The sequence below is a fragment of the Xanthomonas hortorum genome (genome assembly GCF_011305375.1).
GTDB classification, from domain to species: domain Bacteria; phylum Pseudomonadota; class Gammaproteobacteria; order Xanthomonadales; family Xanthomonadaceae; genus Xanthomonas; species Xanthomonas hortorum_E.
Window position 1 is genome coordinate 1 of record NZ_VCME01000008.1, and the last position, 14,337, is coordinate 14,337.

Here is a 14,337-nt window from a genome sequence, read left to right on the forward strand (position 1 = left end):
GTTGTTCAGAGGTTCCTTAGGTGCCTGTGCGCTGGAGATGCCGGCCTGGCGAGTGGATAAAAAAACAAGATCAACTCCATCGGTCTTCAATGGCGCCAAGATCCAGGCGGTCGTGGCAACGCAAGACGGAGAGGTCGTCATCGGCAAGCACCTATCAACGCATTTCGCGACACCAAATTGTGCGTGGGGCTGCGACGAAAAAAAACAGTTGGTCCGAATTTTTTTCATTAAAATTTATCGGTTCACTCACCCCATACGCCCGTTTTCAGACTGATGCAGCACTTGGCCTCCCTGGCAGTGCTGCTATTGGTGCTTGCGCCATCGATCAGCCGCACTGGGCAACACGCACAGTTTTTTGACGTTCTGCTTTGTCAGAGCAGCACTGCGCAGGCTGATGCTGCGCCTGGATGTGCGCTTCGACATCCGCTCGATGGGTCCCTCGGAGCCTGATCACCACGGCCATGGCGACCACATGCGGTGATCGGTTCGAAGACCAAGGTTTCGACGGTGGGTGAATTCATTCCGTTGAGCGTGTATGCGCCCAGGATGCGGTCTGCGCCGATGCGCAGATCACGTCAACCGATCTTGATCACGACCTTGCCGAGCGCGCCGCGCGCGAGATGCTCGTAGGCTTCGCGTGCTTGCTCGAAGGGATAGATGTGATCGATCACCGGGCGTAGCTTGTGTTCGTTGAGAAAGACATTCATGCGATCGAATGAGGAGCGTGGTGCCACTGCAATACCGCGCAGGGTCGTCTGGCGGAAGATGAGTGGCATCAGGTCCAACGCGCTTTGCTGGCCGCTCATGAAGCCGATCTGGGCGATCTTGCCGCCGGCCTTGGTGGCCAGCACCGACTTGTTGATGCCATCGCCACCGGCCACGTCCAGTGTGATGTCCACGCCTTTGCCGTCTGTGAGTGTGAGCACTTCTGCTTCCCACTCCGGCGTTGTTCGATAATTGATACCTGCGATGGCACCGAGTGCTTTTGCTGTTTGCAGATTCGCATCTTTGCTCGATGTTGCGATGACTTTGGCGCCCAAGGCAGTGGCGATCTGCACTGCAAAAATCGAGACGCCGCCGGTTCCCTGCACCAGCACCGTCTGGCCCGGTTGCAGCTCGCCGAAATCGACCAGTGCATACCACGCAGTGAGCGCGGCGATGGGCAGGGTGGCGGCCTCTTCGTCGGACATGGTGTCGGGCGCACGGACAGCGCTTTGCTCGTGGATGATCATGTATTCGGCCAGGCCGCCTGGCAACGGCGAGCCGAAGCAGTAGGCCGGCTCATCCGGACCCGGCGGGCCATCGATCCAGCGCGAGTAGAGGTGCGAGTTGACCCGGTCGCCGACCGCAAAGCGCGTGACGCCCTCACCGACAGCGACGACTTCACCGGCAGCATCGCTCACCGGGATCAGCGGCTTTGGCACCAGGTGCGGCTCGTAGATGCCATCGACGATAGCCTTATCGCGAAAGTTGAGCGAGACCGCACCGACCTTGACCAACAATTCGCCAGCTTTGGGCGATGGCGTCGGCAAGTCGCTCATGTGCAGATTGTGCAGCCCGAAATCCTGAAGAAGCCATGCTTTCATGATGTATCTCCGTCTTGAGGATGCATCCGCTATGACCAGGGGTCGGCGGAATAGGCGGCCATTGTTCGCGATCCCGGTCGTTGGATAAATCCGCACTAGCGATCAGGATTGTTTGCTTGTAGCGAAACAATTAGACCGAATTGCGGTACTGTGCCTGGCAGGCCGAGCGAGCCGATCCGCTCGAAAGGCCGCATAGCCGGGAGACGCTGATGGAATTGCTTCAATCGATGCGGGTCTTTGCCAAGTTGGCAGAGCTCGGCAGCTTCACCAAAACGGCCGATGCGCTGCAGATGCGCCGGCCGCAGGTCACCGTGGTGATTGGGCAGCTCGAAGCCTCGATGGGCGTGCGCTTGTTTCAGCGCACCACACGTCGGGTCAGCCTGACGCCGGAGGGCGATGCGTTTCTTGCCAAGGTGCACGACATTCTCGACCGCGTCGCGAACGCCAGCGCGATGTTCAGCCGGCCCGGCACGGTGTTGCGAGGGCGACTGCGTTTGGATATCCCGTCGGCTTTCGCCGTGCAGTCGTTTATTGCAGCACTGCACGCGTTTACTCAGGCCCACAGCGGAATCGAGCTGACGTTGGGAGTGACCGACCGCGCTGTCGATCTTGTTGCAGAAAGCGCCGATTGTGCGATCCGTTTGGGCGATCTTGCCGATTCGAGTCTTGTGGCGAAACAACTCGGGTTTGCCACGATGGTGACCTGTGCGGCACCGGGATACGTTGCCAAATTTGGAGCGCCAGAGAGTCCGGATGTATTGTCCGGGCATGCACTGGTGGGATTCATTTCCGGCGTGAGCAAGCGCGTGCTGCCATGGAACTTCACCATGCATGGTAAGGATGTCTCACACACCAGCAAGGGTGGGATGCTGGTGAACGACTCGACCGCCTATGTGGAGTGCGGCGTTGCCGGTTTCGGAATCATCCAGGCACCCGGTTTACTGCTGGATCAGCAACTGGCGAGCGGCCGCCTGGTGGAAGTGCTGGCGCACTGCCGGCCCAAGGCGAAACAGGTATCGATGTTGCTGCCGACACGTTCGTATGTGGCGCCGCACGTGCGTGCATTTGTCGAGTGGATGACACGCCATTTCGAAACGATCGATGCCAGGTGGCTGACCGGACCGGAGCAGCTGAACAAGCCCAAATCGGCGCCGCTTTCTCGTGCAAAACGTCTTGCCACGTCGTAGCGCATCGATGGGCATTTCCGCAGTCGCGTCCGTTTGTTGATCCGTGATGTGCATTGTCCCTCGGCAAATACGCACGTTGTGGATTTATATATGTTTCATATACGATTCGTATATCGACACGTTTGGAGTAGTCATGGGCATCGTCAACATCGACGACGAGCTTCACGATCAGTTGCGCCGCGCGTGCACGGTGACCAGCCGCTCGATCAATGCGCAGGCCAATTTCTGGATCAAGGTCGGCATGTTGTGCGAGATGAATCCGGAGGCGTCGTTTCAGCAGATCGTGGCGCAGGAGCTGCGTGCGGCGGGGGTGCGGCCGCAGGCCTTGAAGCCAGCACGGGCATGATCAAGTCGCCGGACGAAGTTGCCTTGATGGCTGCCTCCGGTCAGCTGCTGGCGCAGGTGTTTCATGCGCTGGATCAGCTGCCGCTCGAAGGCCGCAGCACACTGGAACTCAACGACTTTGTCGAGCGGATGATTGTCGATGAGTTGGATGCGCGACCGGCCAGCAAGGGCCAGTACGATTTTCCATTCGTGCTCAACGCCTCGATCGACGATGTGGTCTGCCATGGTGTGCCATCGGCCGATGATGTGCTGCGCAGCGGGCAGATCGTCAATCTGGATATCACGCTGGAGAAAAACGGGTTCATTGCCGATTCCAGCACCACGTACCTTGTTGGCGAGGTGGCGTACCCGGCGCGGCGGTTGGTGCAAACCACGTATCAGGCGATGTGGAAAGGGATCGCGGCGGTGCGCCCCGGGGCGCGTCTGGGCGACATCGGTCATGCGATTGCGCGGCATACGCGCGAGCACGGCTATAGCGTGGTGAAGGAATATTGCGGGCACGGCATCGGCCGGCAGATGCATGAAGACCCGCAGATTCTGCATTACGGTCACGCCGGCACCGGGATACAGCTGCAGGAAGGCATGGTGTTCACCATCGAGCCGATGATCAATCAGGGCAGGGCGGCGATTCGCGCCGAGCCGGATCAATGGCCGGTGCATACGCGCGACGGCAAGTTGTCGGCGCAGTTCGAGCACACCGTGGCGGTGACGCGTACCGGTGTGCGTGTGCTGACGTTGCGGCCTGGAGAAAAGCCGCTATGTATAGTCGATTGATGTCTGGCCTGGCGACCGCAGGGGCAGCAGGCGGGTCTGTGTCTTACGCGAGACCCATTAGTTCCGTGGAGTGCGCGGTCGCACAATGAGTGGGGTCGTGTTGGTGCTCAGCAGCATCTGTACCGCCGCTTCCACATTGCCGAACCTGCTACGTTGTAAAAGATAGACCAGTGCGAGAAGTCCCAGGAACATCAATGCAGCGCCCGGTCTGATCGCCAGCGCTGGAACAAGAATGACGGCGATCATGTACAGCACGGCCCAGTTGCAGAAGCCGGTAATGACGATTTCACGTCGCCGGCGGTCGATAGCGATGTGCCCTCGCATCACCAACGGATAGACGGGACCGACGAACACCAGAAACGTTTCGCGAAATGCGTAGGCGTGTTCGGAGAGCGGATGGAACCTGAGGTCTGGCCAGCGCGTTTGCTCAACCGCGTTTTCGACCTGCGCTAATGAAAAACAGGTCAGCTGGGTGCTGGTCACCGGAATCCGCCGTTTGAACACGGGCAGTCCCCATCTGAAATACGGCCGATTCCAGGCGATCTGCAGAATGCCCTCGATCACTAACAGCACAAGCAACAGCTTGAACATCGGGCATCCATTGTCGAGTGTTGAATCGACTGTAGCAACTCGGCATGCGGGCTGCGCAGCCTGTCTTGTTCTGCAGTGCTTCAACGCGTTAGCATCGACATTCGTCCAGAGCGATCTCCTCCGACACCATGACGCCACCCTGACCTGACGCATCACGCGCTCGCAGTCTCTGCGAAGGTCCAGGTGTTCGACGTTCATGTATTCGCGCCGTGTGTTTGCCGGTGCGCGGAGTCGTTTCAATGTCCAGATTTTTTTCGTTGCGCCAGCAATGGTTCGGCAATGTGCGTGGCGATGTGCTCGCTGGCATCGTGGTCGCGCTTGCGCTGATTCCCGAAGCCATCGCGTTTTCGATCATTGCCGGTGTCGACCCCAAGGTGGGGCTCTACGCTGCGTTCTGTATTGCGGTGGTGACCTCCATCGCCGGTGGCCGCCCTGGCATGATTTCCGCAGCGACCGGCGCGATGGCGCTGTTGATGGTGGAGTTGGTCAAGGATCACGGGGTGCAGTATCTGTTGGCGGCTACCGTCCTGGCGGGTGCGCTGCAGCTGATCGCAGCGGCGTTTCGGCTTGGCGCATTGATGCGCTTTGTGTCGCGATCGGTGATCACCGGCTTCGTCAATGCGTTGGCAATCCTGATCTTTCTTGCGCAGTTGCCGGAGCTGATCGGCATGCCATGGCCGGTCTATGCGGTGTGTGCAGCGGCCTTGGCCATCATCTATCTGCTTCCGCGCCTCACCACGGCGATTCCCTCGCCGCTGGTTGCCATCGTGGTGCTCACCGTGGCATGTGCGTACTGGCAGATCGATATCCGCAGCGTGGGTGATATGGGCCGTCTGCCAGACAGTTTGCCGGTGTTTCTGTTGCCGGATGTGCCGCTGACGTGGGACAGCTTGCGCATCCTGCTGCCGGTGTCGGCGACGCTGGCAGTGGTGGGCTTGCTGGAGTCGTTGATGACCGCGCAGATCGTCGAAGACATGACCGATACGCCGTCGCAACGCAATCGCGAATGCGCAGGCCAGGGGCTGGCGAACATGCTTGCCGGCTGCTTCGGTGGCATGGCCGGTTGCGCGATGATCGGGCAATCGGTGATCAACGTGCGCTCCGGTGGGCGTGGGCGCCTGTCATGCATGGTGGCCGGCGTGGTGGTGTTGCTGATGGTGGTGTATGGCGCGCCCTGGGTGCGTCGGATCCCGATGGCGGCGTTGGTGGCGGTGATGATCATGGTCAGCATCGGCACTTTCAGCTGGGGGTCGCTACGCGATCTGCGCACGCACCCCAAGAGTTCTTCGGTGGTGATGCTCGGCACCGTCGTGGTCACGGTGTGGACGCACGATCTGGCCAAAGGCGTGTTTGCGGGGGTGTTGCTGTCGGCGCTGTTCTTCGCGCGCAAGGTCGGGCGCATGCTGCAGGTGCAGGAGATCGATCGCGACGACGGTGTGCGGGTCTATGCCGTGCGCGGGCAGGTGTTCTTTGCCTCGGCCGGGCAGTTCGCCGCCAGCTTCGATGTGCTGAGCACACCGTCCAAGGTGTTGATCGATCTCACCCACGCGCACTTCTGGGATATCAGCGCGGTGGCAGCGCTGGATCGGGTGGTGCTCAAGCTGCGCGCGCACGGCGCGGCCGTCGAGGTCGTCGGCTTGAATCAGGCCAGCGACACGCTGATCGAACGCTTAGGAACCCACCGGCGCGCTGGCGCGCGCTTGCGGGTGGGTCACTGATATCTGTCGCTCATGCGCGGCGGTGGCGGCGCCCAGCGCAGTTGTAGCAGACGCATGCTCACCGAGCAGCGCGCTGAGGCGGCGGTGGCACTCCCGGAAGGCGAGCGCAGAGGCCGGCATGTCGCAGGCTTCGAACGTTTGCGCCTCGGCCTTCCAGGATGCGAGCAGGTCGTGCAGATCGTGGATCAGGCTCGGCATGGTGTTTCCTCGGTGGGCGTCTTGTTAGCTACGGACGCAGGCGCGTGCCGGATGCAGTGCCGGTGAGACGGCCTCATGCGTCACCGGATGACGCGGCTGCGACACGCGCTCCTGCCGATGCGGCGGACACACGTGCGCATCACATGGCCCGGAGGAGGGTGGCTTTGCGGTCCTTTGCCGCTGGAGCTGATCATGAGCAGTTACGAAAACGGCGTAGACGACCCGACCACACCGCCTAACGGCGTCAAGGCACCCGGCAAGGATCATGCAGCGATCCAGGACGGGCCTGCGCAGGACAGCGAGATCGACGACGACGATGCCATCGAAGACGAAGTGGATGCCGACGTGGATCTGGACGATGACGAAGAAGACGATGAGGTCGACGAAGAGGATGAGCAGTAGCCGCTCTGAATCAACGCGTGCACTGGTGCGTTGCTGAGTTCAAGAACATGCCGCATGTGTTGCGGCATGTTCTGGCTGTGGCCGCGCTGGCTGATTAAACTGGCTGGCCCTCGATCACGTTGACGTCCATGGATCATTTGCCGCCACTGCCTTCCATCGCGCTCGGGCAGTACCGCCACTTCAAGGGTGGCCGTTACGAGGTGCTGGGTGTCGTGCGCAGTAGCGAGACGCTTGAGCCGCTGGTGCTCTACCGCCCGTTGGACAGCGACATCGGCATGTGGGTGCGGCCCTATGCGATGTTTGTCGAGCAGGTCGAAGTGGAGGGAATTGAACGCCCGCGCTTTGAGTTTGTGGAGTAACGGTTGCCTGCAGCTCACAGGGCCAATAGCCGTTTTTTTTGTCGTGCATGGCGATGGTGTGAAGCCAATCAAAAGCCCGGGCATGCCCGGGCTTTTTTACATCGCGTACCTAATCGGTAATCAGCTCAGGTCGCAATTGCTCGGCTGCGGCCAGGTGGTGGCGGGCAGCATGGCCTTGACGGCGGCCGGTGCGGTGATGCCGATGGCGCTGGCGCCGTACAGGTCTTCCAATTCGTCGATGCTGACGATGTAGCTATCGAGCGAACCGAGCGTGGCGCTGTTGGGAATCAGCCAGCTGATCGCGCGCGTGCCGCCGCTCGGGTTGGCGGTGATGATCGTCTTCCAGAAGAAATCCGGGGTGCGGATGCCGTGGCTGGTCAGGAAGTAATCGTTGGTGGTGTCGCTGTAGATCACCCCGCCGTAGACCTGCACGCTGGCGATGTCGCGGTAACACTCGGCCACGTTTTCGGCACGCACCCAGATGCCCTGGTTGAAGCTGGCCACCTGCGGCACGATGTTGGACATCAGGTTGGCGCGACGGATGTAGGTCGCGTTGTAGTCCATGTGGTTGGAGGTCACCAGGTGGCCGCGATCGTAGCCGGTGCGCACGCTGGCGTAGGAGGCAGTGGAGGTCTGGCCGGCGCAGCCGCTGGGCAGTTCGGTATCCAGATTGAAGCTGGACGGACGCGCCGCCGAGCCGGTATCGGCCTGCAGGACGTATTCGTAGCGCAGCGCGGTGTGGTTGGTGCAGTCGTAGCGCAGCGTGTAGCCACCCTTGTTGAGGGTGACGACCTGTGCATTTGCGGCGGCACTGAAGGCGGTGAGAAGAACAACGGCAAAGAAAGTCCTGAAGCGCATGGGAGTGAATCTCCTTGGAATCATTCGGACGCACGAAGCCACCGCCGGCTGCCGGTGAGCAGATCGACGTTCAGCGAACGTGCGCTGGAAGGGGGGACAGGTTGGCTCGGTTGTTAGCGAGCGCAACAGCTATCGCACGCAAATGTTGCTTGTTGGTGACGTACACGTGAGGAATGTGCAGTCACACCACTTTTTTCGATAAAAGTGTGATGTTTATCTGGCTTTTCCGAGCATATGGCTCGCAGGCGATAAGCGATTGGTTATGCCTGGAGCGGGCAGATGCGCGTCTCAACCACGCTTTTGCAGCGGCGCGCAATCAGCGATGCACTGTGGGTAAAGTCGGATGACCACTGACGTGAAGGTCAGGAAGTACGCCAACCTAGGCTTGCCCCGTCGGCAACGCAGCGGCACTCCTCGATGGGAAGGGGGACGGCTCGCCGGGCAACACTGCCGGATCACCGCATCGCCTCAGCTTCGCATTCGCATGAGCCCAAAACGAAAAGACCCCCTCGTCTGCAGTGCGTGCAGAGAGGGGTGTCGAGCGTGTGGCGAGGCGTTCGGGTCGATCGATCGAGCGACCCGCTATGCGACGTGTCGTACCAGCTGCTGTTCGGTGGCAGGCGCCAGCTGGAACTGCGAGACCAATTGCGTGAGCGTGCTGGATTGCTTCTCCATCGCCCGTGCCGCAGCCATGGCTTCTTCCACCAATGCCGCATTCTGCTGCGTGGTCTCGTCCATCTGGATGACGGTCTGGTTGACCTGCTCGATGCCGGCCGATTGCTCGCTGGAAGCGGCGGTGATCTCGCCCATGATGTCGGTGACGCGGTTCACGCTGGCAACGATCTCGGTCATGGTGGTGCCGGCCTTGCGCACCAGTGCCGAGCCTTCGGCCACCTTGCCCACCGATGCATCGATGAGTCCCTTGATCTCCTTGGCCGCACCGGACGAGCGCTGTGCCAAGGTGCGCACCTCGCTTGCCACCACGGCAAAACCGCGACCCTGCTCGCCGGCACGTGCGGCTTCCACCGCCGCGTTCAAGGCCAGGATATTGGTCTGGAACGCGATGCCGTCGATGACGCTGATGATCTCGGCGATCTTCTTGGACGAGGTTTCGATACCCGACATGGTGCCGACCACCAGGCTGACCACCTCGCCACCTTGCGAGGCCACACCGGCAGCGCTGCGTGCAAGCGCGTTGGCTTGACGGGCGTGTTCGGCGTTCTGCTTGACGGTGGCGGTGAGTTCTTCCATCGAGGCAGCGGTTTCTTCCAGGTTGGCGGCCTGCAACTCGGTGCGCCGCGACAGATCCTGATTGCCGGCGGCAATTTCGCCGGCAGCGGTATCGATCTCCGAGGACGAATGCTGGATGCGCCCGACGATATCGGTCAGGCGATCCACCGTGGTGTTGGCATCGTCGCGCATGCGCGCAAAGACACCGGAAGAAGTGCCGTGCATGCGTGTGGTCAGATCGCCGCTGGCAATGGCCTGCAATACCTGCGACACCTCGCCAAGACTCTTGTCCGAGGTGCTCATCAAATGATTGAGATCCACAACGATCTGGCGGAAATCATGTTCGAACGCGGTCTCGTCGCCACGCGCGCTGAAGTCGCCCGCCGCCGCGGCCGAGGCCAGCCGCTTGATCTCGCCGTTGATGGACAACAGGCTGGCCCGCACATCGTTGATCGATTGGCTGATCACCGCTTTTTCGCCGGGCAACGGCGCCAGCTGCTGCGACAGATCGCCTGCGGCATAGCGTTCGGTCAGCGCGACGATCTGCATGGTCACTGCGAGATGGCTGGATACCAGCGTGTTGCTGGCGCGCACCATGCTGCCGAATTCGCCGGGAAATTCCTGCTCGGCAATACGGTGACTGACCATGCCGGCCTCGTGCTTGTCGCCCATTTCCGTCTGCGCCTGGATCACGCGACGCAGCTGACGCTGCATGCTGTCCATCGCCTGCAGCAGTTGGCCGACTTCGTCGTTGCGGTCGATCGAGATGGTGTTTTCCAACTTGCCCGACGACACCGCATGTGCAATGCCGATGGCACGATTGAGCGGCTGGGTGATGGCACGTGCCACGATCCAGCCAAAACCAATGCACACCACCGCGCCGACCAGGCCCAGGATCAGGCCGCCCATGCTTGCGGTGACCGAGCTGTCCAGCGCTTCCTGCACGGTGCCGCGGAAGCGTGCATCGGCGCGCTTCTGCATGGCGGTCAGGGTGGTGCGATAGGTCTCCAGTGCCGGCGCCATCGCGCTCATCTGCTGCGCATCGGGTTCGCGCTGCTCCACGAACGCCGCAGCCACGCCATGTGCCAGGCTGTAGTACTGATCGAACTCCTTGCCCAGGCGTGCCAGCTCTTTTGCATTGGCCGGGTCGGCCTTTTGCAATTTTACGTACGAGCTGTGGATCTCGTCGGCCACCGGCTTGGTGGCCGCCAACATATCGGCATCGCCCGCAGCGGCGGCGCCATTGAGCCCGTTGATGAGCTTGTCCAGCGCCGCCACGTTGCGCGTCATCGCATCGAGCATGGGGAAATGCACGTCGCGCACCGCTTCCAGGCGGTCGTTGTTGCGGTGAAACACCAGCGTGCTGAAAGCCACATAGCTCGATAGGCAGAGGATCGCCACCGCTGCCGGCATCAGGATTTTCCAGAACAACGGTAGCGACAGAATACGTCTCATGACTTGAGTCTCGAGCAGGTGGCGGGTCACGGCTTCAGGACAACCTTGACGCTGGCGTCCACTGCACTGGCACTGATGTAACCGATGGCGCCGGGTGTGGCCGCAACCGCCTTCTTGACCGCGTCATCGCCGCTGACACGCTTGGGACGCTGCGCCTTGCCGGTGAACATCAGCTGCGACCAATACGACTTCAGCTGCGCCGAATCGCGCGCGGCCACTTTCTTGTAGAACTCATCGCGGGTGGCGACGCCTTCTTCCTGGTCGATCGGCACGGCCGCGCCGCCGCCGGGCAGGCTGTTGGACTTGGCCAGGAAGATCTGCGACACCTGCGCAGCGCTCAGGCTGTCCGGGCCGCCCTTGGCCGACATCACCACCACCACATCGGCATTGGCACAGAACGCGGTCAGCGACAACGCAGCAAGCAGGGAGACTGCAAAACACTTGGAAATGGTCATGGGGGCTCTCTTAGAACACGAAGTCGACAGACGCCGACAGCAGGTTGTAGCTGCCGCCCGGACGGAAGCCCGGCTGGATGTTGTTCAACGACCCGAACGAGCCCGCGTTGTTGTTGATGTGGCTGGCCTGCAACTTGAACGCGACGCTCTCACGCGCGTCCCAACGCAGCGCAGCGGTGAAGCTGTGGCGGCCGCTTTCGGCCTGCGCCAGGGCGCGTGTCATCACACCGACCGGATCCTGGCCGGGGGCGATGGTCGGACCCTTGCGATCGACATTGGCATAGGTGATCGACGGCGTCAGCGTGCCGAAGCGACCGCCGACACTGAGATAGCCGGAGGTGGTCTTGCCGTTGAGCGAAGGCGAGTAATCGGCGCGAATCACTTCGCTGCGCAGGAACCAGCTGCCCGGATCGTAGGCATAGCCAACGCTGGCAAAGCTGCCGTCCACGCCGTAGGTGGTCAGGCGATCGGCCAGCGCCGGATTGATGCGCTGATAAGCCGAGAACAGGCGGTCCAGCTGCGGGGTGTCGAAATCGGTGGTGCCCACGATGTAGGCGGCGCGGAACGTCGACGCACCCGATTCCAGGCCCAGCGCCAGGCCGCGCATGGCGTACACATCGGCCTTCTTCGAATTGATGCGGCCGTAAAAGCCCTGCACGCTGACCACGCTCTCGCCCGCATTGATGGTGTACACGCCTTCGACGCCGTCCATCGGCAGCAGGTAGTTGTAGACCTCGTATGGCGGACGCACCCAAGGCGTGGCGTAGCCGACGCGCTGGTACTCCGAGAGCATGTACAGCGGCGCAGTGATGCGGCCCAGGCGGGCGGCGAACTGCGGGCCGAACTGATACTTCACATGCGCCAGCGTGACCTTGGGATCGTAATCGCCGCGTTCGGCGTACTCGCTGGTCACCTGCAATACGCCGGTGAACTTCTCGGTGAAGTTGGCATTGACCTGGCCGGCGATGCGCGAGTCCGGACGGGCCGAGGTGGAGTGACTGGCGCCTGCGCCTTCTTCGGTCTGGATGTCGGGCGTGAAGTCGGCCTGGTCCTCGGTCGAATGCACCACGCCCAGCGTGCCGAAGCCGCTGAAGGAAAACATCGCGTCCTGCTGCGCATAGGCGCAGGTCGACGAAACCAGGGCAATGGCGCCACTGAGAAGCTTGACGGTCAATTTCATTGAAATCTCGGCTGTGTGTGATGGACGCAGCGCCATGGCGACGCGCGGGCAGAACGGTGATGGGCGTCGCAACACCCTGGATTGCGGTAGCGGCCGTCTGCATCGTTGCTTTAGCGAGATTTTTACAATTCAAATTGACTGGTTAAGATTTCGAAGGGCTGTAGAAATTGACGATAGTGATGCCCTATCGAGACGCCTGATTCACGGGTTTGAAACAGCTTGCGTCAGTATCCGCGGACATAATCGTCCGCAGTTGTGGCCTGTCGGTTGTCGGCGCGATAAATGATGGCGTGAGAACGCCAAGGCCGTCTTTCTATGCAGGCGAATTGGACAGTGCTGCTGTTGCCCTGAGCGCGCGCGATAACAAAATCGCCACGCACTGGCAAGCCAGGCGTGGCGATCTTTTGAGTTACTTCGATCGACCGTGCTAGTGACTGATCGCTAGTGGGAATTTCGCCATCAAAGACTTTTCAGCAGCACGCAGGAGCAACGAAGTAACCACCGACGAGTTACTGAAACCGGTTACTGCTGCTATGCCGGCAGTTTGACCACCACCTTGATCTCGAACCGAAAACCAGCCAGCCAGGTCACGCCCACTGCGGTGACGGTGGGGTAGGGCGCCGGGCCCCAGTAGCTGACCCACTTTTCCCACATGGCCTCGAAGACCACTTCCGGGTTGACCATGAACAAGGTGACGTCGACGACGTCCTGCGTGGTGCAACCGGCCGCTGCGAGGATGGCGTCCAGATTGTCGAAAGCGCGGGCGATCTCTGCGGGCAGCTCCGGTTCCGGCGAGCCGTCTTCGCGGCTGCCGACCTGGCCGGCGACGAACAACAAGCCCTCGGCGCGCACCGCCGGGGAATAGCGATGGCGCTCATACAGGGCGTGGCGCCCTTGAGGAAAAACAACGTCACGGGTTGCCATGGGGATCTCCATCAAGCGTCTAGTCGGAACAGACGGCCACGGTAGGCGCTTGCGCCGCTGCGATAAATCGGCAACCCAGGCCAATACTATTTGTAAAATCCAAACAATCTTTTGGTGGGGAGCGGCGATGGATCGGTTCGACGGGATGCAGGCGTTTGCGCGTGTGGTTGAGACCGGCAGCTTTACCAAGGCAGCCGAGACCTTGCACATGAGCCGGGCCAGCGTGACCCAGTTGGTGCAGCAGCTGGAGGCACGCCTGCGCGTGACCTTGCTCAACCGCACCACGCGCCGGGTGCATGTGACCGCCGATGGCGCGGCGTACTACGAGCGTGTGCTGCGGCTGCTGGCAGACATGGACGATGCGGAGACCAGCCTGTCCGATGCATCGGCGCTGCCGCGCGGGCGCTTGCGCGTGGATGTGCCCAGCCCATTGGCGCGCCTGATCCTGATGCCGGCGCTGCCGACATTTCATGCGCGCTATCCGGATATCCAGCTGGATATGGGCGTGAGCGACCGCCGCGTGGATCTGATTGGCGAGAACGTGGATTGCGTGGTGCGCGGCGGCATCATCACCGATCAATCGTTGATTGCGCGCCGTGTGGGCGACCTGCAGGCGGGTGTGTATGCAGCGCCTTCGTATCTGCAGCGGCTGGGCATGCCGGCGCACCCGCAGGAGTTGGAAAACACCCAGCATCGCTGTGTCGGTTTCATGCGTTGGAGCAACAACAAGACCGTGCCCTATGTCATGCAGCGCGGCAATGAAGCGGTGAATCTGCAGGGGCGTTACGTGGTGGCGTCCGACGATGGCAACGCCTATCTGGCCGCAGGCCTGGCCGGCATGGGCGTGCTGTGGTTGCCGGTGTACATGGCCAAGGCGCATGTCGCCAGTGGCGAGCTGGTGCAACTGTTCGACGACTGGTCACTGGAGCCGATGCCACTGTCGATCGCGTTCCCGCCCAACCGGCATGTCAGCGCCAAGCTGCGGGTGTTTATCGATTGGGTGATTGCGTTGATGGCCGAGCATGCACCGGTGGGGGCGCCTGCACTCCGGTGACCGGGTGATGCGACAGAAACA

General features: G+C 61.4%; 16 protein-coding genes. 8 read left to right on the plus strand and 8 right to left on the minus strand.

Annotation, left to right across the window (positions count from 1 at the left end; translation table 11 throughout):
* The coding region (locus FFY45_RS21945) for a hypothetical protein (protein WP_217902518.1) at positions 1-274 on the plus strand (274 nt) is incomplete at its 5' end.
* A gap of 301 nt (positions 275-575) precedes the next feature.
* Here the strand turns inward: FFY45_RS21945 and FFY45_RS09555 are convergent.
* Complete coding sequence (locus FFY45_RS09555) at positions 576-1,682, minus strand: zinc-dependent alcohol dehydrogenase family protein (RefSeq protein ID WP_343204095.1); 1,107 nt, start codon at positions 1,680-1,682, stop codon at positions 576-578.
* Positions 1,683-1,795: 113 nt separating this feature from the next.
* Between FFY45_RS09555 and FFY45_RS09560 the strand changes: the two genes are divergently transcribed.
* The 3 genes from FFY45_RS09560 (at position 1,796) to map (ending at position 3,892) form a co-directional block, all read left to right on the plus strand.
* Complete coding sequence (locus FFY45_RS09560) at positions 1,796-2,773, plus strand: LysR family transcriptional regulator (RefSeq protein ID WP_176340259.1); 978 nt, start codon at positions 1,796-1,798, stop codon at positions 2,771-2,773.
* A gap of 133 nt (positions 2,774-2,906) precedes the next feature.
* Positions 2,907-3,119 carry a ParD-like family protein gene (locus FFY45_RS09565; RefSeq protein ID WP_023905360.1) on the plus strand — a complete coding sequence of 71 codons (213 nt, stop codon included), beginning with the start codon at positions 2,907-2,909 and terminating at the stop codon, positions 3,117-3,119.
* The gene (gene map, locus FFY45_RS09570; protein ID WP_176340260.1) at positions 3,116-3,892 is read left to right on the plus strand and encodes a type I methionyl aminopeptidase; all 777 of its coding nucleotides are present in this window, start codon (positions 3,116-3,118) and stop codon (positions 3,890-3,892) included. Before FFY45_RS09565 ends, map begins: the two co-directional genes overlap by 4 nt.
* A gap of 57 nt (positions 3,893-3,949) precedes the next feature.
* Here the strand turns inward: map and FFY45_RS09575 are convergent, their stop codons facing one another.
* Positions 3,950-4,483, minus strand: coding sequence for a hypothetical protein (locus tag FFY45_RS09575; RefSeq protein ID WP_176340261.1), 534 nt, complete (start codon positions 4,481-4,483; stop codon positions 3,950-3,952).
* 239 nt (positions 4,484-4,722) lie between these two features.
* Here FFY45_RS09575 and FFY45_RS09580 point away from each other — a divergent pair, with 239 nt between their 5' ends.
* The gene (locus FFY45_RS09580; protein WP_217902519.1) at positions 4,723-6,201 is read left to right on the plus strand and encodes a SulP family inorganic anion transporter; all 1,479 of its coding nucleotides are present in this window, start codon (positions 4,723-4,725) and stop codon (positions 6,199-6,201) included.
* Here the strand turns inward: FFY45_RS09580 and FFY45_RS09585 are convergent.
* Entirely contained in the window at positions 6,154-6,399 is a 246-nt protein-coding gene (locus tag FFY45_RS09585) for a hypothetical protein (protein WP_176340262.1), read from the minus strand. The genes FFY45_RS09580 and FFY45_RS09585 overlap by 48 nt on opposite strands.
* A 192-nt stretch (positions 6,400-6,591) precedes the next feature.
* Here FFY45_RS09585 and FFY45_RS09590 point away from each other — a divergent pair, with 192 nt between their 5' ends.
* Both FFY45_RS09590 and FFY45_RS09595 read left to right on the plus strand, forming a co-directional pair.
* Entirely contained in the window at positions 6,592-6,801 is a 210-nt protein-coding gene (locus tag FFY45_RS09590) for a hypothetical protein (RefSeq protein ID WP_168957273.1), read from the plus strand.
* A 128-nt stretch (positions 6,802-6,929) separates the two neighbouring features.
* Positions 6,930-7,160, plus strand: coding sequence for a DUF1653 domain-containing protein (locus tag FFY45_RS09595; RefSeq protein WP_176340263.1), 231 nt, complete (start codon positions 6,930-6,932; stop codon positions 7,158-7,160).
* Between the two features lie 120 nt (positions 7,161-7,280).
* Here the strand turns inward: FFY45_RS09595 and FFY45_RS09600 are convergent, their stop codons facing one another.
* The 5 genes from FFY45_RS09600 to FFY45_RS09620 all read right to left on the minus strand — a co-directional run bounded on the left by FFY45_RS09600 (position 7,281) and on the right by FFY45_RS09620 (position 13,262).
* Positions 7,281-8,018: a DNA/RNA non-specific endonuclease gene (locus FFY45_RS09600; RefSeq protein WP_176340264.1), complete on the minus strand. Its 738-nt coding sequence runs from the start codon at positions 8,016-8,018 to the stop codon at positions 7,281-7,283.
* 582 nt (positions 8,019-8,600) lie between these two features.
* Complete coding sequence (locus FFY45_RS09605) at positions 8,601-10,733, minus strand: methyl-accepting chemotaxis protein (RefSeq protein WP_176340265.1); 2,133 nt, start codon at positions 10,731-10,733, stop codon at positions 8,601-8,603.
* Complete coding sequence (locus FFY45_RS09610) at positions 10,730-11,158, minus strand: type 2 periplasmic-binding domain-containing protein (protein ID WP_176340266.1); 429 nt, start codon at positions 11,156-11,158, stop codon at positions 10,730-10,732. Before FFY45_RS09610 ends, FFY45_RS09605 begins: the two co-directional genes overlap by 4 nt.
* Before the next feature lie 10 nt (positions 11,159-11,168).
* The gene (locus tag FFY45_RS09615) at positions 11,169-12,338 is read right to left on the minus strand and encodes a hypothetical protein (protein WP_176340267.1); all 1,170 of its coding nucleotides are present in this window, start codon (positions 12,336-12,338) and stop codon (positions 11,169-11,171) included.
* Between the two features lie 531 nt (positions 12,339-12,869).
* Positions 12,870-13,262 carry a Rid family hydrolase gene (locus FFY45_RS09620; protein WP_176340268.1) on the minus strand — a complete coding sequence of 131 codons (393 nt, stop codon included), beginning with the start codon at positions 13,260-13,262 and terminating at the stop codon, positions 12,870-12,872.
* Positions 13,263-13,389: 127 nt separating this feature from the next.
* Here FFY45_RS09620 and FFY45_RS09625 point away from each other — a divergent pair, with 127 nt between their 5' ends.
* A complete protein-coding gene (locus tag FFY45_RS09625) occupies positions 13,390-14,316 on the plus strand; it encodes a LysR family transcriptional regulator (protein ID WP_176340269.1) in 927 nt (308 codons plus the stop codon).
* Positions 14,317-14,337: the final 21 nt, after the last annotated feature.

Bases quoted from the DNA above. Each gene is read 5' to 3' on its own strand.
- FFY45_RS09560 (WP_176340259.1), top strand. From the start codon at position 1,796: ATGGAATTGCTTCAATCGATGCGGGTCTTTGCCAAGTTGGCAGAGCTC.
- FFY45_RS09565 (WP_023905360.1), top strand. From the start codon at position 2,907: ATGGGCATCGTCAACATCGACGACGAGCTTCACGATCAGTTGCGCCGC.
- map (WP_176340260.1), top strand. From the start codon at position 3,116: ATGATCAAGTCGCCGGACGAAGTTGCCTTGATGGCTGCCTCCGGTCAG.
- FFY45_RS09575 (WP_176340261.1), bottom strand. From the start codon at position 4,483: ATGTTCAAGCTGTTGCTTGTGCTGTTAGTGATCGAGGGCATTCTGCAG.
- FFY45_RS09580 (WP_217902519.1), top strand. From the start codon at position 4,723: ATGTCCAGATTTTTTTCGTTGCGCCAGCAATGGTTCGGCAATGTGCGT.
- FFY45_RS09585 (WP_176340262.1), bottom strand. From the start codon at position 6,399: ATGCCGAGCCTGATCCACGATCTGCACGACCTGCTCGCATCCTGGAAG.
- FFY45_RS09590 (WP_168957273.1), top strand. From the start codon at position 6,592: ATGAGCAGTTACGAAAACGGCGTAGACGACCCGACCACACCGCCTAAC.
- FFY45_RS09595 (WP_176340263.1), top strand. From the start codon at position 6,930: ATGGATCATTTGCCGCCACTGCCTTCCATCGCGCTCGGGCAGTACCGC.
- FFY45_RS09600 (WP_176340264.1), bottom strand. From the start codon at position 8,018: ATGCGCTTCAGGACTTTCTTTGCCGTTGTTCTTCTCACCGCCTTCAGT.
- FFY45_RS09610 (WP_176340266.1), bottom strand. From the start codon at position 11,158: ATGACCATTTCCAAGTGTTTTGCAGTCTCCCTGCTTGCTGCGTTGTCG.
- FFY45_RS09615 (WP_176340267.1), bottom strand. From the start codon at position 12,338: ATGAAATTGACCGTCAAGCTTCTCAGTGGCGCCATTGCCCTGGTTTCG.
- FFY45_RS09620 (WP_176340268.1), bottom strand. From the start codon at position 13,262: ATGGCAACCCGTGACGTTGTTTTTCCTCAAGGGCGCCACGCCCTGTAT.
- FFY45_RS09625 (WP_176340269.1), top strand. From the start codon at position 13,390: ATGGATCGGTTCGACGGGATGCAGGCGTTTGCGCGTGTGGTTGAGACC.